Source organism: Betaproteobacteria bacterium, from assembly GCA_016709965.1.
Taxonomy (GTDB): Bacteria; Pseudomonadota; Gammaproteobacteria; order Burkholderiales; family Rhodocyclaceae; genus Azonexus; species Azonexus amarohabitans.
Genome location: JADJLT010000001.1, coordinates 139,102 through 158,665 on the forward strand (window position 1 = coordinate 139,102; position 19,564 = coordinate 158,665).

Genomic DNA, 19,564 nt, shown 5'->3' on the forward strand with positions numbered 1-19,564 from the left:
AAATGTCCCAATGGCCGCCAAGCCTTGTGCTGCAATGATCTGGAGGCGCGAGCCGGAGTCGAACCGACCTACACGGATTTGCAATCCGGTGCATAACCGCTTTGCTATCGCGCCTATCCGAAAACGTCTTTTACAACTTTGGCAAAGCCCTAAGGCTTTACCCTAAAATCTGGAGCGGCAGAAGAGTCTCGAACTCTCGACCTATACCTTGGCAAGGTATCGCTCTACCAACTGAGCTACTGCCGCGTGAAACAGAGCGCGCATTATAGGCGACGCAAGGATATTGTCAACATCACCTTCTATTTTTCTGCGGCTCGCTTCGCAATTTCAGGCCACGCCATCCTCAAGTAATACCCCATGGACCACAGCGTTAACAACGCCGCTATCCAGATCAACCAGTTGCCAAGTTCTCGCATATCGAGGCCGAACAATGGGAGGTAATAAAGCAGAATAGGTATGGCCAGCATCTGGGCGGCAGTTTTAACTTTACCGATCATGGAAACGGCTACACTCTTTGCAGCACCGATCTTGGCCATCCATTCACGCAAAGCCGATATGGTAATTTCGCGTCCGATGATAATGGTAGCAACGATGGCATCAGCTCTGCCCAGTTGCACCAGGACGATCAGCGCCGCAGCGACCATTAATTTGTCGGCAACGGGATCCAGAAAGGCACCGAAGGCCGAGGTCTGATCCAGCTTTCGGGCAAGATAGCCATCAGCCCAATCAGTGAATGCGGCTGCAACAAATATTGAGGTGGCGGCCAAATCGCGCTCATGGGAAGTGGCCCAGTCCACCGGGAGGTAGTAAGCGGCAATCAATAGCGGTATCGCAACAATACGAAGCCAAGTGAGCAAGATGGGGAAATTTAAAGGCATGGTTTAGTGTAATGCGGAATATATCTTTACGGCCATGTCCCGGCTGATTCCGGGCACTTCAGCTAGTTGCTCCTCATTCGCAGCAAGGACTCCCGGAAGTCCGCCAAATCGAGCAACCAGCGCCTTCCGGCGAGCCGGCCCAATACCCGGCAGACTTTCCAGCTTCGAGGTTTTTCGGGCTTTGCCGCGTCGGGCACGGTGCCCGGTTATCGCAAAGCGGTGCGCTTCGTCGCGAATTTCTTGAATCAGATGCAGGGCTGGGTCTCCAGCATTTAATTGTAATGGCTCCCGTCCATCTGGGAAAATCAGCGACTCCAAGCCCGGCTTGCGCCCTTCTCCCTTGGCAACACCGATCATGGGAATGTGAGATAACCCAAGGTCAGCCAAGGCCGAAAAGGCGCAGCTAACCTGGCCTTTTCCACCATCGATCAAAATAAGATCGGGCGCTGCGCCCTCGCTAGCGGCAATCCCGTCATAGCGCCGGCTAACTGCCTGTCGCATAGCCGCATAGTCGTCCCCAGGCTGAATATCGCGGATATTAAAACGCCGATAGTCGGCATTTTTCATGCGATTTTCCTGGTAGACCACGCAAGAAGCAACGGTCGCCTCCCCCATGGTATGGCTGATGTCAAAGCATTCAATGCGAATGATGGGTTCCGTGAGTTCCAGCGCCTGTTGCAGGGCAGCTAGCCGCATTTCTTGCTGGGCGGTCGCTTGATTTCTTGCCAGGATGGCTAAACGCGCATTCTGCATCGCCATTTCAACCCAGGTCTTTTGAGTCAAGCCACGAGCTTCCTGCAATGGAATGGTACGCCCAGCAAGCTCAGCGAGTGCCGCTGCTGCTTCACCGGGCTCATCTTCGACTGGCAAAGGATTAACCAGTACGCGCGATGGTGCTGGATGTGCAGCGTAATGTTGGCGGATGAAGGCCGCGCAGGCATCGGCAGCATCGGAGTCCCCGGCATTGGTCGGGAAAAATGGCCTGTCACCGAGATGACGCCCACCTCGAATCATGGCTAGATTCACACATAACTGCCCTGCTTCCTTAATCGCAACCAGGATATCGACATCTTCACCATTACTGCTTGAGACAAACTGCTTCTCCTGCACTTGATGCAACGACTGGATAAGGTCTCTATAAACCGCCGCCTGTTCGAATGCGAGTTGATTTGATGCGGCCTCCATCGCGTTATTCAGGCGCCGTACGACCTCATGCTGCTTGCCGAGCAGAAACATCGATGCCAACTGGACATCATTGGCGTAATCGTCGGGTTTGATCAGTCCGACACATGGCCCGCTGCAGCGCTTGATCTGGAAAAGTAGACATGGCCGCGAGCGATTTGAAAAGACGCTGTCCTCGCAGGTGCGCAAGCGGAATATTTTCTGCATCAGGTGAATACTATCGCGCACTGCCCAAGCAGAGGGATAGGGGCCGAAGTAATCAGCCTTGCGATCCGGGTTGCCTCGGTAAAAGCTCAGACGTGGAAATTGGCTTTTTGTCAGGGCAATATATGGATACGATTTATCGTCACGAAAGAGAATGTTGTAGCGTGGCGCAAGTGATTTGATCAGATTGTTTTCCAGCAACAACGCCTCCGCCTCAGTTCGTGTCGGCGTTGTTTCTACGGTAGCAATCTGACTGACCATATGAGCGATGCGCGGGCTGGAAACATTTTCCCGGAAATAGGACGAAACCCGTTTTTTAAGGTTCTTGGCTTTGCCAACATAAAGCACCATGGCGTTCGCATCCAACATGCGATATACGCCTGGTAATTCAGTTAACGTAGCCAAAAAGGCTTTGTCATCGAAGGTCATCTAGGCAGCCTTTTAGGCGAGACGGGCTTTGACTCCGGCAAACACGGCCTCGAAGCTTTCTCGCGAAAGCCGGCCGGTACGCCAGTTATAGCCGCTGCAATGGTAGCTATCGACCAGAGTGACGCCATTCGGCAATACGTGGCTGACGTTATGACCGAAGGTAAATTCCTTTAGCTTTAGAGCGTGGGCCCAGAGCAATGCCTGATGAGCGATCGCACCTAGTGCAACGATTACTTTGAGGCTTGGCATTGCAGCCAATTCTGCCTTGAGGTGCCCATTGCATTGGCGGATTTCGGCAGTGGTTGGCTTGTTGGCGGGAGGCAGGCAGCGCACGGCATTGGTGATGCGGCAGTTGCTCAGCTCCATGGCCGGATTGGCCCATTGATCATCCCCTAGTGCTTGGGGCTGACTGGCAAAGCCGAACCGATGCAATGCCGGATACAGCAACTCCCCTGCAACGTCGCCAGTAAATGGGCGGCCGGTTCGGTTAGCTCCTTTTTCGCCGGGGCCAAGGCCGACGACAAGCAGTTCGGCGTCCAGCGAACCAAAGGCAGGAACTGGCAGGGCGTGCCAGTCCGGATCACGCTGGCGAACGTTGGCAAGGTGCTCAGCCAGACGCGGGCAGGCAATACAGGCGGTGGGGTCTTGAAATCTTGGCATGACGTCGATGGTAGCATGGTGGCCATGCAGCTTCATTGGGACATCTTTTGCCGGGTTATCGATAACTACGGCGACATTGGCGTTTGCTGGCGATTGGCCAGGCAACTTGCCGCAGAACATGGCCGCCATGTTCGCTTGTGGGTTGATGACCTGGCGAGCCTGTATCCCTTGTGTCCTATGCTGGATATCAAGGAGCCAGCACAATCGCATCAAGGGGTTCAGATTTGTCACTGGACTGAAAATGCGGTGTTCCCCAGCCCTGCGGACGTAATCATTGAAGCATTTGCGTGTGAGATTCCACCCGCTTACTTGCAAGCGATGGCGCTGTGCGAACGAAAACCCTGCTGGATCAATCTGGAGTATCTGACAGCGGAGCCTTGGGCAGAGGCATGCCACGGCATGGCATCGCCCCACCCTGCTCTACCGCTGACCAAATATTTTTTCTTCCCTGGTTTTACGGCAAGTAGTGGCGGTCTGCTGCGGGAAGCGAGACTGTTGAGTGATCGTGACCAAAGAGCTGCAGCGAACCTCGAGTCCAATAGACTTGAAATCAGTCTGTTTTGCTATGACACCGCCCCGGTGGGAGAATTACTCAGCGCTTTGGCTCAATCAGAAATGGCGGTCACTTGCCACGTTCTCCAAGGCAAGCCATTGGCAGCAGTGAACACACATCTGGCAGGACGCGGCCCTTGGCAACTCGGCAAGGCACTGATCAAGCCAATCCCCTTTATGCCCATCGATGACTATGATCGATTGCTTTGGCGTTGCGACATCAATTTTGTGCGTGGCGAAGATTCATTTGTTCGCGCCCAATGGACCGGAAAGCCTTTCGTCTGGCAAATCTATCCTCAAGATGACGACGCACACCTCATCAAACTGGAGGCATTTCTTGATCGTTATTGCCGAGGGATGGCTGCAGACGAAGAAGCCGCCATTCGCCGACTCTTTATGGCTTGGAATACGGGTAGAGGCGTCGAATCTGCATGGCTGAATTTCATTGGGAAACGCGAGTTTTTTACGGCTTACACTGCCGACTGGGCCAATCGCTTGGCATCGATCCCGGACATGGCGACCACACTCGTCAATTTCTGTGCGCACAAGGTATAATCGAAGGTTTATCTTTTTCTGACTTTTGAGAATCCCGTATGAAAACCGCAATGGAACTCCGCTCCGGCAACGTCATCATGGTGGGTGCCGACCCGCTCGTCGTTCAGAAGAGCGAATACAACAAGTCTGGCCGCAATGCCGCTGTTGTCAAAATGAAACTCAAGAATCTGTTGACCGGCGCCGCTTCCGAAGCGGTTTACAAGGCGGACGACAAGTTTGAAATTGTCTTGCTCGACAAGAAGGAAGTGACTTATTCCTACTTCGCCGATCCAATGTATGTCTTCATGGATGCCGACTACGAGCAGTTTGAAGTCGAAGCCGAAAACATGACCGACGCGCTTAAGTATCTGGAAGACGGCCTGGCTTGTGAAGTCGTGTTCTATAACGGCAAGGCAATTTCTGTCGAACTGCCGAACAGCGTCGTGCGTGAAGTGGTGTACACCGAGCCTGCAGTCAAGGGCGACACCTCTGGCAAGGTCATGAAGCCGGCCAAGCTGGCTACTGGTTTTGAACTGCCGGTTCCGGCTTTCGTCAGCATTGGCGACAAGATCGAAATCGATACCCGTACTGACGAATACAAAAACCGCGTCAAGTAATCTGCGGTTTTCCGGTATTTATTCGGGCAGCTTCGGCTGCCCGAATGCATTTCAGGCCATCAACCCCGCAATGGTGTTGCGAGCGTCCTGATAAGCCACATCTGTTTGAAGCCCGTCCCAGGACATTGCAGGCAGTTTGGGGATCAACGCTTCAACACGCTTACCGCGAGTCGGATCGACTTCCGGCGTCCAGTGATCAAGCACATCACTGACCACATCTGGCGCATTGCATACGAGCAACATGTCACATCCGGCGTTGTATGCAGTCTCCACCCGGTTGAGCATTCCGCCAACAACACCCGCGCCCGCCATCGACAAGTCATCCGTAAAAACGACACCATTAAACTTAATGTCATTTCTTAGATAACCTATCCATTTATTTGAAAATACTGCAGTATTGCAGTCAACACATTCGTATATGACGTGCGCCGCCATGACCCCATCAAGTGGCAGTTGCCGGTAGGGTGCCATGTCGTCCTGCATGTCTGCCAAAGGACGATCATCGACAGGAAGTTCCACATGCGAATCCGGGATAACGTACCCGTGCCCTGGATAATGTTTGCCACAGCTACCCATGCCGGCCTGATGAAGCCCTTCGCCAAGCGCCTTTGCCAGGGCGATGACGGCTTCTGGCTGCCGATGAAAAGCGCGATCTCCAATCACTCGCGACGGGCCATAATCAAGATCAAGCACCGGCGTAAAGGAATAATCAACGCCGCGAGCACGAAGTTCTGATGCCAGCACATAGCCAACTTGGCGAGCAGTCTTGAGCGCTGCTTGCTGATCGACGTCCCATAATTTTCCCAACGCAGCCATCGTCGGCAAACGCGTGAATCCATCACGGAAGCGCTGTACCCTGCCCCCTTCGTGATCGACTGCAATGAGCAACGGCGGCGAGCGCAAGGCGTGAATTGCCGCAGTCAATGCGGTCAACTGCGCCGGACTCGAGTAATTGCGGGTAAACAGAATGATCCCGCCGACCAAGGCGTGGCAAAGGCGCTCCCGATCAATGTCAGTCAATTCGGTACCAGCGATGTCAATCATCAGCGGACCGAGCGGAAGATGCTTCATGCTTGCTCCAGAATAACGTGGGCGACGGCATATTCGGCTTCGTCGCTAATCGAAAGGTGGGCTTTAAGGTTTTTGTTTTTGAGCATTTTTTCCAGTTGACCGCAGAAGTCCAAAATTGGCTTGCCCAGATCATCATGGCTGACCGCAATGGCCGTCAGCGTGGCCGGTGGTCGAACGCCTGTCCCTAGCGCCTTGCTGAATGCCTCCTTGGCCGCAAACCGTTTGGCGAGAAAACGCCCCTTGTCGGCAGCCTTGGCAAAATCGTCCATTTCCTGCGGTGCAAGCAGCTTGTCGAGCACACGTTCGCCGTGGCGCTCCCACATGCCACGCAGGCGGGAAACGGCAACGATATCAGTGCCTATTCCGTAAATCATTCGCGGCGCGCATCCGGCAAGTTTGCGGCTTCTCGTATCAATACCTTCATTTCACGCACTGCAGCGCGCAGACCTACAAAAATGGATCGGCTGACGATAGCGTGACCAATGTGAAGTTCGCGGATTCCTGGCAAATGAGCAATAGGTTGAACGTTGTGATAATTCAGCGCATGCCCGGCATTGAAGCGCATGCCAAGTTGGCAGGTCAATTGGCCAGCTCGACGAATCTTGTCGAGTTCAATAAGTACTGCGGGCGCCTCGGCATCCCGACCTTTATCGTAAAAGGCGTGCGCGTAAGGACCCGTATGGATCTCACAGACGCTGGCACCAATTCGAGCAGCGGCCTCGATCTGTGCCAAATCAGCATCAATGAAAACGCTGCTCACAATGCCTGCATCGGCCAGGCGCGAAATGATCTCCTTCAGGCGAACTTCCTGCGCGACGACATCCAACCCGCCCTCGGTAGTCACTTCATGGCGCCCTTCAGGCACCAACATGGCCATTTCCGGCTTCAATGCACAGGCAATACGTACCATTTCGTCGGTTGCTGCCATTTCGAGGTTCAGCTTGATCTGTGTCGTTTCGCGCAGTCGCCGGACATCAGCATCCTGAATATGCCGGCGATCTTCGCGCAGATGCACTGTAATTCCATCAGCCCCGCCCAAATGGGCTTCGACAGCCCCCCAAACAGGATCTGGCTCATAGGTGCGTCGCGCCTGCCGTATGGTCGCAACGTGGTCGATATTGACGCCCAATTCGATCATAATTCTTGCAACTCTATAGTTATCGGGCGCTAACGCCCATGGTCATTAGAATAATTGTCTTTGTTACTTAGCAAGCTACTCAACTAGCTACTCAATACCGCCATGGTAGCCATTATTTTAACTGTTCCATGCTGCCCAAGCACGGCTGGTTAAATACCGTGTTTCCCTACAGTTACTCGCTCGCCCCCATGCTCGTCACAGTCCGCCTAATGTGTTACCAAGGTCGGCGCCTGCCGTCGTGGAGCGAGATAGACCACGGCAAAGCCTACCGGGGCAAGCTGCAGACAGTCTGTGGCAGGGGACTGTCAGCCGTCTATGTGCACACCCCGCGTCTCTTCGAGGAACTGCGGATCGCCCATGGCGACGGGAGCTTCGGCAAGCGCCTCGCCTCGCTGGCCAAGACGGATTTGCTGATCCTTGATGATTGGGTATTGGCGCCGCTCAATCAGGCCGAGCGCAATGATTTGCTGGAGGTGCTTGATGATCGCGTCGGCACGCGCGGCCAGCGTTTCGAATAGCGTGTCGACGATCTCGTGACGCTTAAGTGGATTCTCACCGTCTATCTGCAGGCGCCCTACTTCGGCCTTCGTGCATCCGTGCTTCTCAAAAAACCCCAGGATGTCCTTGCGCGGCCAGAACAAGGACAAGATGCAATCTTTCATGCATCCTTTGATGTCCGTCGGGAAACTCATGCCGTTCCCTCCCATCAACCGATCAGACCGAGGAGCCGATCGATGATGTCGCTCGCCTGCCGTTGCCTCAGGGCCCGAGCCTCACGCAGTTCAGGCTCATCGCTCTCGCCGAGCTCAAACTTGGCCACCGAGACCGGGCCATCCTTGCGATAACCTTCTGTTTTGTCGTCCTGGGTGAAGCGATTGCGCAGGATTGCTAGGGCGGCCTGGATCACTGCACCATGCTTGCCGCCCAGTTCCGTTCGGAAGGCTTCGGCGACGGCGTCCGTTCCCTCGTGCGCATGCTCGATGCAGTAGACGAGGTCGTGCGCATCCTTGCGCTCGAAACGCTGATCAAATGCGAACGACTTCAAGCACGTGAAGCTGACCAGGTTGGCGTGCTTGATCTTCTCGGTCGCGACGCCATTGCCGCCAAGCAGTTCTGCCTGGATCTCGGTGACCTGGTGAAGGTCGAAGACGATGGATGAATGCGGGATGTTCAGTGCCGAGATCGTACCTTCGGTTGGCAGCGGCTGCACCTTGCCGCCGGCGATGTCCGGCGCGTCCGCGAGCAACTCCAGCACCATCTGAGCGCCGTGTTCGGTGCGAGTTTGCCAACGCCAGGAGAGCTTTTTTCCGGCCTCGTTCTCGGCGCGATCGAAGCCCATCTTCTTGATGTTGTCCTCCAGCGAGTGATATGCCTCGGTGTCGGCCAGTATCTGGAGGTCGATCACGATATCCACATCCATGGTGCCCGCATGCGCGGGGACCACCGGCGGCCGGGCGGCGACCAGGTACCTCGGGGTGAGGCCTCCCACCAAATAGACCGAATCCTTCCAGGGGCCGAGTCCGCGCAGCAGCGTCACGAGAACACGTTCGCAATCCTGTGTACTGGTCGCTGTAGCCATCGAGTGTCGTGGGCTTGGCCATCAGAAACGGATCCTTTCTCGACGCAGATGCTGAGCCATCTCTTTGGCCCGGCCTTCGCCGCGCAACAAGTCGAGATAGACCTGAATGGGACTCGCCAGCCAAACACCGCCGACTTGCTGGCGGAACAACAGTTCTCCCGCCGACTTCGTCTCGATGACCGCGAGGTTCGCCCCTTCATTGACAATGCGCGCATCCAACTCGGCCATCGCTGTGTCAGCGCCGGCGCTGGCCAGCAGCCGAGTCCGCACCTGTGAGATACCGGACAGGAAGGGGGCATAGCGCTGGGCGGCGGCTTCGTAGCTCACCGCGTAGCCGACCTGATGCGCATCCAAGACTTGGCCGAGCCACTCAATCAGGGTTTCTGCCTTCGCGCCGGGAACGAAATAGCGACGCAGCGTTGGGGCGCGCTGCGTGGCAAGCTGCTTGGCCCAAGCGTCGAGTAAGGCGCCCGGTTCGCGCAGATGGCGTTCCTTGCTTGGCCCCTGCCCGCGGGACACCAGCCAGTCGAACCGCTCCAACTCACCCAATACGTCCGAGGCGGTGGACGGCGCCACCTGCGCCTGCTCGGCCACCTCGGTGACACCAAACCATTCCTCGTGATTGACCAAGAGCGCGTGCAGCACCTGCGCGCGCCGCCCCGAGAACAACGACCGCACCGACTTTTCCAAGGTCTTTGGAGGCGGCTTGTCGATGACGTAGGCGCCGGAAGCCGGCAGAAATAGGCTTCCGCCGTTGTCGTAGTAGCCGATGCGCTCGGCCCTGAGCAGTTCCTTCGCACCAGGCGAGAGGGATTCGGCAATGAGGAAGTTCTGTGCGTCGGCATATCGGCCGTGCTGCAGCGACTTGAACTGCCACAACACCTGGCGCACGTCCCGGGGTGACGGTTTTCTTCGCCTCGACCAGTAAGACGATCGACTTGCCGGCGACATTCAGGTGGATTTGGGCGTCAACGCGATCATCGGCTGACGCGCCGGATTCCAGCGCGTCCAATTCGGCATGCACGTCCGGCAACTCCCGGAGTGACTCCAGGAACTGTTCGATCAGAGCACGTTCGACAGGGGGCGACTCGGTCATGTCAGCAGTTATTTCCTGTACAGCGAATAACCGCACTATACCGAATATTCGACGGAATTGCCATATTCGCTGATCAGCGAATTTCGCACGATCCCCTGGCATCCCGGCGTACAGCCGTCTGGCTCGCGGGCAAGTGCCCCGCGCTTCGTGCAAATCGCGGCCATCCGGCTATGATCTCTGACGCCTCCGACCCTTGCGGGCCTGCGCGCTACCGGCTGGCCACCGCCGACCGTATCCTGGAAGCCATGCGCCAAGTTATCGCGCGGTGCGCTGATCACCTCGGCGAGCCGGTGAAGCACTACCGGCACACACCTGTCGTCGCTTCGTTGCTATGGGCCCACAATATCAATTTGGCGGACGCCTGATTAGATTCGGCGATGCCCCGAGCTACCTCAAAGATGGGGATAGTCGCATTGCGCTCGGAACGCGCACGTAAGGCACGTCTTCCGAGACAAGGGCCAGCGCGGCAGAACTTGGCCGGCGAGAATGTCTTCCCGCCGCCTCACCAAGGTGACCACTTGCTCGTCAGTCATCAGTTGGACGCGATGCGCGATCGGTAAGGCTCGCCTGGTCGGCGCCTTCACCATCACGTACCCGTGGGATGCCACCGAATGCCCCGTTTGCCCAATCATCGCCATCCTCTGCGCGGACAACTGAATCACGTCCGACAGGAAGGGCTGGTTGCTCCAGCGAGTCTTGAACTCCACCAACACGAGCAGACCGGAGGGCATCCGGTATGCCCGGTCAAGTTTCGCCACCAGTCCGACGGGCGTGGAAATCCGGAACAGTCTTTCCATGTAGACCAATTCGGCATTCCGCAACGCTGCCGGCCGTGAGGCCCGCTCAGCTCGTGCGGCATTGGTCTCAAGTGATCGCCTCCACGCCATGACTAGCGCGAAGCACACGACGGCAGTGGCGCTACCGACGCCCCACGCTAACGCCGACACTTGCCACCTCCACACGAGCCTGACCACCACCGAAGTCCCGTTGCTATCGCCCCAAAGACCACGCGCATCGGAACCTGCAAGGCGGGCCATCGGCGCAGGACAACGCAGATTCCGGGCGCCCCGCGATAGTAGAGGCGGATCACCTGTCGTCCCCAAACGCTTGGTCGCAGCGCCTCGTCCCTGAACCGGCGCAGCACCTCCGTCTGCCAAGCCTCGCCGAACAGGCAGGTGGCGATGAAACAGCGCCCGTTCCGATCGGCCTGCGCGGAAGCCGCTATGCCTTCCCGATAGAACTGCTCGTGCTCGACCAGCCCGCGCGCCCGGGCTTGCCGCTGCCGGGCGGTGCGCCGACTGCCATAGAGTTGCTCGAACACCACCAATCTCTCGCACCGGCCCATCTGGGCCAGGTCCGAAGCACTGACCATCCGGCCGCTCATCGGCCGGCGCGATCGCTTGCCCATGGCCGGCTCACGCGTCGATCGCTGGCGCGAAGAGGTCGTTGGTGATGTCGCCATTGCCCTCCTGCGCGCTACTTGCGGAAGGCAGATGAGGCGAGCCACGTCCCATGCCGGCGAATACACCGCTCTGCGCCAGCAACCCATCGTAGGCTAGCAGCCGCAGGCGATTGATGCGTTTAACGCCTTTCTGAAACTGGATCAGATCGTCGTACAGACGGGGATGGTCGGCACGCGCCAATACGAAGACCAGGCGAATGGGCGCGGCGTCCTTCACGGTATTGGTGCTCATTCAATCTCTCCCGACACGCCCTGGACGCGCTCCTTCCCGGTGGCTGCCATTGAACTGCGCGCATAGTTCTGCCCGGCCAGCTGAAAACCCCGCACATTGGCGAACATCGGCTCCTTCACCTCGTGGATGCGGTGCTTCGGGAACGCCGCCTTCACCGCCTTCCGGAACAGGAACGCCCCGCCGCCGACCAGGATGATGTTCTGCAGTGTCAATCAGCGTCCAATAGTTTCCAGTTGTCAGCGTCCAAATTTTCCCAGTTGCTCAGTCTGATTTGACTGATTTTTTCCGCTGTTTGAAGCGGTAGGAATCGTTGCCGGTTTCGAGGATTTCGCAGTGATGCGTGATGCGGTCGAGCAAGGCCGTGGTCATTTTTGGATCGCCGAACACGGTCACCCATTCACCGAATGACAGGTTGGTTGTGATGATCAGCGAGGTCTTCTCATAGAGCTGGCTGATCAGATGAAACAGCAGCGCCCCACCCGACACCGGGAACGGCAAATAGCCAAGCTCATCGAGAATGACCGCATCAAACAGCACCAACTGTTTGGCCAAGGTGCCGCTCTTTCCCAGTAGTTTTTCCCGCTCGAGTTGGTTTTACCAGATCCACCGCATTGAAGAAACGCACCCGTTTTCGCTGATGGATGGCTGCAACACCGAGCGCAGTTGCCAGGTGGGTCTTCCCCGTCCCTGTGCCACCGACCAGAATCAGGTTGTGGGCGCTCTCCATGAAGGTGGCAGTCGCCAGTTGCTCAATCTGCGCCTGCGGCAGTGGCGTCTCTGTCCAGTCGATGCCCGTGAGATCGCGATGAATCGGGAAGCGTGCTGCTTTCATCTGGTAGCGCAGGCTGCGTACTTGCCGATCCGCCTGTTCAGCGTCAATCAAGCGATCCAGCCAGGCTTCCGGCTGCATCGGCCGGCGTGTGCCTTCTGCCAGCAACTCGGACCACGCGGCTGCCATGCCGTAGAGGTGCAGGGATTTCAGTTGGGCCAGTCGGTCAATGGACATACTGGCCTCCGCGCAGACGGTCATAACGACTGCAATCAGCCTGCGGTTCGACCTGCAAACGCAGTTGTTCCGGCAAACTGATCGCCTTGGGCTGCGGTGGCGCGGTCAGCCGCCTCAGTTCATTCATGACGACGGCCGCGGTAATCACGCCGCCATCCAGTGTCAATTCGCACGCCACTTGCAGGGCTTCCAGCCCGACTTCGCGAGCAGCCAGTAGCAGTTCTACAAAGGCCCGATCTGCTTCTGCACAAGGCGCATGCCCCGGGCCACCAGCCAGTCGAAGGTGCGCGAGCCCGGGTCGATGATCAGGCTCTGCTCGTTGCCGATGATCGCCATCTTCTGGTGCTCGGAGGCAAAGTGCGCAAGCGCCCCTTGCGGCTGAGCGACGGCCAGGGCCTTGCCAACCGTCACGACCTTACTGCCCCCGATGTCGTGCCGGCCGGTCATGGCTTTCTCCAGCGCCACCTTCTTGACCGCGAAGAGCGCCACCGGCAGCCCCACCACCAGGAGGTCGATGTGGCTCATCTTCATCATGGAGAGCGCTCCCCTGAGCAGCGCCATGTACTCGGGCGTCTCGGTGTATTCATCGTGCAGTTGTTTGGCGCGAAAGGTATCGGCGGCGAGGCTCACGTCCGGCCCGACCTCGTAGAACAGCGGGCCGATGGGGATGCACACGGTCTTCTTGCGTTCACTGGCCGGCCACGACGGCGAGTCGTCGCTCGACGGATAGGCAACGGACGGGAAACTGGCGCAGCGGATGTCGGTACCGGCCGCGGCCGTGACAAATTTGGTGTTGCCGGATCCGACATCCACCGCTCTGACGATCAATTCCATAACATGGCTCCGAGGTAGGGTTGAGGTCGATCAGCATCGACAGGGCGATCTGATCCCGCCACACGAAATCCCCACTCAAAGAGGCCGATTTCGGCATCGGGCCCGGCCCGCTGTCAGCGAACCGGCGATGCACGGACATTTCGCTGACATCTGAAAGCGTCATCCCCCGGCGGGGCTGCGTGTGTGTCACTACGCTCTCATTCAAATGGCGGGCATCAACCCCGTTCGCTGGATGCGCCATCGGTGCACAGGTCACACGAAAAATGCGCTGGGTTGGCCCGCCATGGACCAGAGGCAGAGATTTCACCCGTCAAGCCCGCCCGCCGCCTCGTTGCCCGCCGCTTTGCGACAATAAATGCGCCTTACCGCAATCTCCCGGGCGCGCAAGTGCCACCCGCAATCCTCCGCAAATCGCCCCGCTTTCGAGCCGCCCGCTTGACCGCCCTACCCGCTTGGCGTCAACTACGGTTTCCCGAGGGCCATCCTGGCCACGCTCCATCGCGGAGCAAAAGGCGTCGCAGTCGTTACCTGCCATTGAAGCGCCGGTCTCGAACCGGCAATGCCGTCGCCCTTGAGGCGGCGGTCCCGCGGTCTTTCTCGTAGTGCATGTCCCTGGCTTGGCCAGCGTTTATCGCTGGGCGCTCCCTGAAGCGCGCCACGGCCAACAGAGCACCCGGCCGGCACCCGATGCCGTGCCCCTGTTCCCGCCCTCCTTTGAGCACGCGTTCCACGCAGCGCGCGGTTGTGTTTGCCCACTTGGGCTCCCCGCGCGCCTTCGCTCACAAGCTCGACACCACCCTGGACTTTCGGTCAGGGGCGGACCCATGCGAGTGGATGGCGCTACGACTCCAGAACCGATCCACCAGATGGCGCGAGGCCAGACCTCGCCGCCGATGCCCAAGCCACGCCCCAGAGGCCGGCCGGCATCACAACCCCCATGGCTGCAGAAATGCACGGATGGGCCGGATCAACCCGTTTCGTTTTTAAGACCGACCGAGTTGGCAAGCGCAGACGCGCTGGCCGACGAACCCCCTGGGTAGGTGCCGCGACGTCGTGGTCGCGCGCGGTACCGAAGTTCTTGACCACTGACCGGCGTGGGCGACGGAATCCGTCCCGCCGGGAACTGCCCTGGATTCCACTTTCATCGCCAACATTGGCTTGCCGTTCGGGCGGCGGGCCTTCGACCAAGGAGCCATAGCCATGTCAGACGCAATCCCCAGCAACACTGTTCGCCGCATATCTCGCCGCCGGCGGCAGGAACCCGCCAGCCCCGGTCGTTCGAGCCAGCAGCAGCCCGCTCGCCCCCAGGATTGGGCGGGAAAGACCCCCCGGGAAATCCTCGCCCGCTACCAGCCGGGCAAGGCGCCGCCGCTCAAGGTGCTGGAGGTCCTGATCAAACTCTTCAACACCCAGCACACGGCGCTGGAAAAAACCGTCTCGCATAAGACGCGGCAGGAACGCGCGCAGTTTCTGCGGCGTTTCTTCCGCGACCTGAAGCAGAAGGCGGGCTTCAAGACCGTGCCGGACCCGCGCAACCTCGGGCAGAAGCACATCCACGCCATGATGCAGGTCTGGCAGCAGGCGCATCTGGCGCCGGCGACGATCCAGACCTACTTGAGCTTCCTGCGGGGGCTGGCGATGTGGATGGGCAAGCACGGCTTCGTGCGCAAGCCGGGTCACTACGGTTTGAGCCTGGAGGAGTACCAGCGCCACGAGACCGCCCAGCGGGACAAGAGCTGGACCGCCCAGGGGATCGATGCCGAGGCGGTGATCGCCGACGTGTGCAAGTTCGACCTCCGTGTCGGCGCGTCGCTGCGGCTGATGTCGGCCCTGGGGCTGCGGCGCAAGGAGTCGGTGCAGTTCCGGCCGTTCCTGCACGTCATGCCGTTCTGCGAGACCGGGCTGCCAGAGAACCAGCAGCAGGCGGATCGGTATGCATGGATCAAGGGCAAGGGCGGCCGGGTGCGCTGGATTCCTCTGGACGATCCGCTGCAACTGGCCGCGCTGGAGTTTGCCCAAGGCGTGGTCGACGGACGCGACGCCCACATGGGCGATCCGCGTCGGGACTTGAGGCGTAACCTGCGGCGGCTGGACTACGTCCTGGAGAAATTCGGCATCACTCTGCGCAAGCGGGGCGCGACAGGTCATGGCCTGCGCCACGAGGTTCTTAACGATGCCTATGAAGATGTCGCTGGCGTGCCCTCCCCGGTCCGGGGTGGCGGACCGGTATCAGCGGAACTGGATCGGGCGGCGCGGCTGGCAGTGTCGCAACTGGCGGGACATGCACGCGCAAGGGCCGCAGGTGCCTACATCGGCACGATCATCAAGCCAGGTGGCCGGCCGGTTGGCTCGCCCGAGCCGAATGGCGACGATGACGACGGGGCGGCCGTGCCGGTGTGAGCGGCGTCCGGACAAGGCGGTGCCGGGCGGGAATGATTGCGCCGCCCGGCATCGTCTTGCGGCGTGCCTCACGCAGTCAGGGCTGGCTCGCCGGGCACCCTACGCGTGTCGTCCGCTGCCGCTTCGGTCTGCCTGGTCTGGGCGGTGTTGATGCGCAGGCAGGCGGGCAACGGCAGCATCCGGCTGCCGAGACCGAGCGTGGCCAGCATCGCCGCATCGGTCGGCCGGCTGATGTTGCCGGCGCTGTCGGTCCAGTTTACGCGCACGAGACAGACCTTCGGCGCCGGGACGCTCAGGAACCACAGCTGCGCCGATTCTGTCGCCCGCACGCCCGACATTGGCCCGTCGAGCAGAGGCCACAGTCGCACCGTCGCCTGCATCGAGCCGACCTTGCAGAAGTAGGCCGGCACGACGAAATTCAGCGCGCAGTTAGAGACGGTCGGCGCGGCCACGACGTAGCCCGATCCACCGCCGGGCAGCAGCATCTCGCGCTCCCACGAACTGCGGTCGATGCGGGACGTGGAGCCGACCCACTTCAGTCAACCATTGTCTTGACTGAGTAGCCGAGTTGCGGTCGTTCAGTCGTCGATGACGAGTCCGCAGGCATCCGCCGTCCGGGTTCGACACGGCAAGTGGCGCACGGTCCGTCCAGCCCACCTGGCAACCGCGTCTGTAAGCCTTCGGCTACTTTCTGGTATCGGGCTCGCTAGTTCCCATGAACCTTCGGGACGCACGGACGGCGGCGGCTGCGGCCTTCCGCGCGTCGCCGCATTAACCTCTCCGGCAACGGAGCGTCCGGAGCTGAGTCGTTTGACAGCCATTCGAGCAGGTCCTGCAGGCGCTCGAACACCGCGTCGGCGCAACTGAGAGCCCAACCCGACAGGCGTGCCCGGTCAGGGCAGATGATGAAGATCGGCACGCCGTTGAGAAACGCTATCGCGAGCTCCGCATAGGTGCCCATGCGGGCGTGCTCGTCGACCATCGCAACGATGCAGGTGGCCCGCTCGGCGACGAAGCCGAGGTCGTGCTCGATGACGCGGCGTGTCTGCTGCTTGAAGCGTTCTTCATCCGTGCCCCGAAGCGCGATCAGCGCCTTGACCTCGAGCCCGAGCACCGATGCCTGCATCTGCGCAGGATCGGCAACCTCGCAGCCGCGCGCCTGCAGGAAGTCGGTAATCTGCCCGCGCCAGCCGCCGCCCAGATCCGGGGCGAGATCGATGGCCCCGGCGAGATAGACGAAGGCAGCGGTGTCGCTCATGCGGTTAGCACCAGTTCCTCAGGCTTGGACATCCACACCCACTGGCGCCCACCCGCCTCGACCAAGCGACCCTTGACCCTGCCCCTGCACCCTTGTCGTAGGAACCACGACAGGTGAAGCGCACCGGCGAGCGCCGAGCCGGGCACAGCGGCCATGCAGACGTATGGCGCCACGCCGGCGACGTAGCCGGGCGACAGGTCGACCAACACTTCGGCGGGTGTCTCAGAAATCTCGGCCGGTAGCGACCCGAGGCCGGTTGTAGAGGACACCGACACCAGGCGGGTGCCGATACCGAGCTTGCGCCACCATTGGTCACGGCGGATGGACCTAAGCATATCTGCGTCCAGTCCGAGTTCGGCGCGGCGCGCGTCGAACTCCGGAAACGCCTGGTCGGGAAGCACCCGAGCGGCGCCGCGCCGAATCCAGTCGTCGACCACGCGGGCGGCCGACGCCCACCCGCCGGCACCTTGCACCGCGATGTCGAAGTCGGACTGCGCTTCGACCCCCGCGGAGGCAACCAGGCGCGACCCGATCAGTCCCGTCCGGCCTGCGCCCGACAGAGCTACCGCCGAGCTCAGTTCATCGAAGAATAGGGCGACGTTCCCCCCATCGTCCAGTGCCTTGTCGCAGCGGACGGCAAACGGATCCCACACACGATCGATCGCATCCACCGCAACCAGGTGAACCGCGTCGCGCGCAAAGCGCGAGATCAGCGGGTAGGCGTTCACCGACTGCTCGCCTATATCTACTTTCCTGTAGGCCTGCCCATCGATGCGCAAGGTTCCACCTGAGTCGGGAACGTAGCTCAGGCGTCCGGCCACCTCCGTCCCGTCCGCGCTCTGGCAGCGAACGATGAAGACATGGCCGTGGACCCGTTCGCGCACATAGCTCAGGTGGGCGAGACCCTTAAGGGACATAGACGACTTCCACGCTGGCCGGTTTGTCCGGCAGGAGCTTGGAGCCGATGGGGCCGCCTGCGCGGGATTGCGCCACGACTTCCATGCGGACCGCGGTAGTCGGCGGGTCTACCAGGTTCCAGCTCAGGCGTGCCTTCCCGGCGGCGTCCGCCGCGGCCAAGATGCGTGCTGGCGCTACGGGCCGCACCTCCACCCGGGCCCCGGCGAAGGGCTGACCCGTCGACCTGTCCGCGACGATCACTTCGAGGTTGCCAACCAAGCGAGCGGCTACAACGCGGCTGGCCTCGTCCATGCGCGGGGCGGCGGCGGTCCCGAGCGCGAACACCGCCGACGCGGCCGAGCCAGCCACGGTCAACGCCGACAAGACGATGGCCACTTGGGCGGCAGGAGGGCGACGCCTGAAGACGCTCCATGTGGCACCGACGAAGCTTTCGGTGGGAGATGCGGTCGGCGCCTCGACCGCCACGGGGGCGTCAGCCGTGGTGGGCACGGCCGCAGGTCCGGACAGCGCGGCGCCGGGGTGGCGTCGTCTCATCACCATTGCGCCGGTCAACAATGCGCCTGCGAGCAAGCGCGTCAGCGCCTGGCCGGCAGCGTCGCGTAATAAGGCCCACGCGAGCAGGCAGGAGGTTGCCTCCTCGATGTCGAGCGTGCTTGCCGTGGTGTGCATGTCGACGAGCAGGGCCACCGAATGTAGTGCGTTGAACAGCAGCTGGAAACCGGTGTCGTCCGGCGGCGCCCCGCGCTGGAGAATTCGCTGCACGATGTGCTCGAGGCGAGCGCGATGTGCGTCCGCATCGTCGATCATCACCTGGTGCGACGCGTTCACCATTCCGCGCACGGCCCATGCATAGGCGAGTTCGACCTTCGCATCCTTTCCCACCTCGGGTGCGAGGACGGTCAGCTGGGCCTTGAAGAAGGATCGTGCCCGCTCCAGTGAGTCGGCAATGGTCTTGTCCGCGTTGCGCGCCTGCGCCTGCCGCAGTGCCAGCGTGCAGGGCAGCGAAGGTCCGATCTCGCCGTGCGGATTGAGGACGACATCGGTGCCCTCCAGGGCCCAGCCGCCGTCTGCCAGCTGATGAGCCTGGATGTGACGGATCGTGGCGCTCAGGTCGGTGGTCGGTTGCGTCTCGGCCCATTGCAAGGCGACGGTCGCACGGGCGGTCGGTTCGACGTCGGCGTGCGCGACCCGCCACAGGCCCGAGGGCAAGCGCATGGACAGCAGCGTCTGTGCCGCCGCGTTGATTTGCGGCGTCGCGCGCCGTCCGGCCGCACATAGCGCGTAGAGGGACACATAGTTCGCGAACAGTTCGCTGTCCTTAGTGTCGGGGGGCCATCCCTGTGGCACGCGGCATCGGGCTTCGAGCCGCATCGCCAACACGCTGAGTTGTGATGACAGTGCCAAGCTGGCGTTGCTGGACAAGCCCATAACGGTTCACCTCCCAAACAGGAGCATAAATCAATTTCTGGCTGTGGTGTCACCGCCGACTCATGCCATTCTCCGAGCGAGAATTC

18 protein-coding genes, 2 tRNA genes and 5 pseudogenes are annotated in these 19,564 nt (G+C 60.2%); 5 read left to right on the top strand and 20 right to left on the bottom strand.

The window, feature by feature from the left end; genetic code table 11:
- Nucleotides 1-40: 40 nt before the first annotated feature.
- The 5 genes from IPJ12_00730 to IPJ12_00750 all read right to left on the bottom strand — a co-directional run bounded on the left by IPJ12_00730 (nt 41) and on the right by IPJ12_00750 (nt 3,353).
- Nucleotides 41-114 (bottom strand) — tRNA-Cys (locus IPJ12_00730).
- A gap of 56 nt (nt 115-170) precedes the next feature.
- A tRNA-Gly gene (locus tag IPJ12_00735) sits at nt 171-246 on the bottom strand.
- 53 nt (nt 247-299) lie between these two features.
- Nucleotides 300-878, bottom strand: coding sequence for a CDP-diacylglycerol--glycerol-3-phosphate 3-phosphatidyltransferase (gene pgsA, locus IPJ12_00740; GenBank protein ID MBK7645736.1), 579 nt, complete (start codon nt 876-878; stop codon nt 300-302).
- Nucleotides 879-881: 3 nt separating this feature from the next.
- A complete protein-coding gene (uvrC, locus tag IPJ12_00745; protein ID MBK7645737.1) occupies nt 882-2,693 on the bottom strand; it encodes an excinuclease ABC subunit UvrC in 1,812 nt (603 codons plus the stop codon).
- A gap of 12 nt (nt 2,694-2,705) precedes the next feature.
- Nucleotides 2,706-3,353, bottom strand: coding sequence for a uracil-DNA glycosylase (locus tag IPJ12_00750; GenBank protein ID MBK7645738.1), 648 nt, complete (start codon nt 3,351-3,353; stop codon nt 2,706-2,708).
- A gap of 24 nt (nt 3,354-3,377) precedes the next feature.
- Between IPJ12_00750 and earP the strand changes: the two genes are divergently transcribed.
- Together earP and efp are read left to right on the top strand one after the other, a co-directional pair.
- A complete protein-coding gene (gene earP / locus IPJ12_00755) occupies nt 3,378-4,460 on the top strand; it encodes an elongation factor P maturation arginine rhamnosyltransferase EarP (protein ID MBK7645739.1) in 1,083 nt (360 codons plus the stop codon).
- Between the two features lie 38 nt (nt 4,461-4,498).
- On the top strand, nt 4,499-5,056 hold the full coding sequence (gene efp, locus IPJ12_00760; GenBank protein MBK7645740.1) for an elongation factor P: 558 nt from the start codon (nt 4,499-4,501) through the stop codon (nt 5,054-5,056).
- A 51-nt stretch (nt 5,057-5,107) separates the two neighbouring features.
- Here efp and nagZ read toward each other — a convergent pair whose 3' ends face one another.
- Genes nagZ through IPJ12_00775 form a run of 3 tightly spaced genes read right to left on the bottom strand, consistent with a single transcriptional unit; the run spans nt 5,108 to nt 7,265 of the window.
- A complete protein-coding gene (gene nagZ, locus IPJ12_00765; protein ID MBK7645741.1) occupies nt 5,108-6,127 on the bottom strand; it encodes a beta-N-acetylhexosaminidase in 1,020 nt (339 codons plus the stop codon).
- A complete protein-coding gene (locus IPJ12_00770; GenBank protein ID MBK7645742.1) occupies nt 6,124-6,501 on the bottom strand; it encodes a holo-ACP synthase in 378 nt (125 codons plus the stop codon). Before IPJ12_00770 ends, nagZ begins: the two co-directional genes overlap by 4 nt.
- Nucleotides 6,498-7,265 carry a pyridoxine 5'-phosphate synthase gene (locus tag IPJ12_00775; GenBank protein MBK7645743.1) on the bottom strand — a complete coding sequence of 256 codons (768 nt, stop codon included), beginning with the start codon at nt 7,263-7,265 and terminating at the stop codon, nt 6,498-6,500. Before IPJ12_00775 ends, IPJ12_00770 begins: the two co-directional genes overlap by 4 nt.
- A gap of 329 nt (nt 7,266-7,594) precedes the next feature.
- Here IPJ12_00775 and IPJ12_00780 point away from each other — a divergent pair.
- Nucleotides 7,595-7,783 (top strand): annotated as a pseudogene (locus IPJ12_00780) (ATP-binding protein).
- Nucleotides 7,784-7,971: 188 nt separating this feature from the next.
- On the opposite strand, the gene IPJ12_00785 reads toward IPJ12_00780, so the two are convergent.
- Nucleotides 7,972-8,844 (bottom strand): antitoxin, encoded by an 873-nt coding sequence (locus tag IPJ12_00785; protein MBK7645744.1) that lies wholly within the window; start codon nt 8,842-8,844, stop codon nt 7,972-7,974.
- A 21-nt stretch (nt 8,845-8,865) separates the two neighbouring features.
- Nucleotides 8,866-9,940, bottom strand: a pseudogene (locus IPJ12_00790) (hypothetical protein).
- A gap of 170 nt (nt 9,941-10,110) precedes the next feature.
- Between IPJ12_00790 and IPJ12_00795 the strand changes: the two are divergent.
- Nucleotides 10,111-10,305, top strand: coding sequence for a hypothetical protein (locus IPJ12_00795; GenBank protein ID MBK7645745.1), 195 nt, complete (start codon nt 10,111-10,113; stop codon nt 10,303-10,305).
- A 27-nt stretch (nt 10,306-10,332) separates the two neighbouring features.
- Here the strand turns inward: IPJ12_00795 and IPJ12_00800 are convergent, their stop codons facing one another.
- The 6 genes and pseudogenes from IPJ12_00800 to IPJ12_00825 form a co-directional block, all read right to left on the bottom strand.
- Entirely contained in the window at nt 10,333-10,761 is a 429-nt protein-coding gene (locus IPJ12_00800) for a PD-(D/E)XK nuclease family protein (GenBank protein ID MBK7645746.1), read from the bottom strand.
- Between the two features lie 594 nt (nt 10,762-11,355).
- On the bottom strand, nt 11,356-11,634 hold the full coding sequence (locus tag IPJ12_00805; protein MBK7645747.1) for a hypothetical protein: 279 nt from the start codon (nt 11,632-11,634) through the stop codon (nt 11,356-11,358).
- A pseudogene (locus IPJ12_00810) lies at nt 11,631-11,843 on the bottom strand (PRTRC system protein D). The gene IPJ12_00805 and the pseudogene IPJ12_00810 overlap by 4 nt, the downstream one beginning before the upstream one ends.
- Nucleotides 11,844-11,895: 52 nt before the next feature.
- Nucleotides 11,896-12,640 (bottom strand): annotated as a pseudogene (locus IPJ12_00815) (ATP-binding protein).
- Entirely contained in the window at nt 12,630-12,818 is a 189-nt protein-coding gene (locus tag IPJ12_00820) for a hypothetical protein (GenBank protein ID MBK7645748.1), read from the bottom strand. Before IPJ12_00820 ends, IPJ12_00815 begins: the two are co-directional and overlap by 11 nt.
- Before the next feature lie 59 nt (nt 12,819-12,877).
- A pseudogene (locus tag IPJ12_00825) lies at nt 12,878-13,474 on the bottom strand (PRTRC system protein D).
- A 1,200-nt stretch (nt 13,475-14,674) separates the two neighbouring features.
- Here IPJ12_00825 and IPJ12_00830 point away from each other — a divergent pair.
- Complete coding sequence (locus IPJ12_00830) at nt 14,675-15,874, top strand: integrase domain-containing protein (GenBank protein MBK7645749.1); 1,200 nt, start codon at nt 14,675-14,677, stop codon at nt 15,872-15,874.
- Nucleotides 15,875-15,942: 68 nt separating this feature from the next.
- Here IPJ12_00830 and IPJ12_00835 read toward each other — a convergent pair whose 3' ends face one another.
- From IPJ12_00835 to IPJ12_00850, 4 genes are all read right to left on the bottom strand, one after another.
- Complete coding sequence (locus IPJ12_00835; GenBank protein MBK7645750.1) at nt 15,943-16,359, bottom strand: hypothetical protein; 417 nt, start codon at nt 16,357-16,359, stop codon at nt 15,943-15,945.
- Nucleotides 16,360-16,580: 221 nt separating this feature from the next.
- Nucleotides 16,581-17,132 (bottom strand): hypothetical protein, encoded by a 552-nt coding sequence (locus IPJ12_00840; protein ID MBK7645751.1) that lies wholly within the window; start codon nt 17,130-17,132, stop codon nt 16,581-16,583.
- Entirely contained in the window at nt 17,129-18,049 is a 921-nt protein-coding gene (locus IPJ12_00845; protein ID MBK7645752.1) for a hypothetical protein, read from the bottom strand. The genes IPJ12_00840 and IPJ12_00845 overlap by 4 nt, the downstream gene beginning before the upstream one ends.
- Complete coding sequence (locus IPJ12_00850; GenBank protein MBK7645753.1) at nt 18,039-19,478, bottom strand: hypothetical protein; 1,440 nt, start codon at nt 19,476-19,478, stop codon at nt 18,039-18,041. The genes IPJ12_00845 and IPJ12_00850 overlap by 11 nt, the downstream gene beginning before the upstream one ends.
- Between the last annotated feature and the right edge of the window lie 86 nt (nt 19,479-19,564).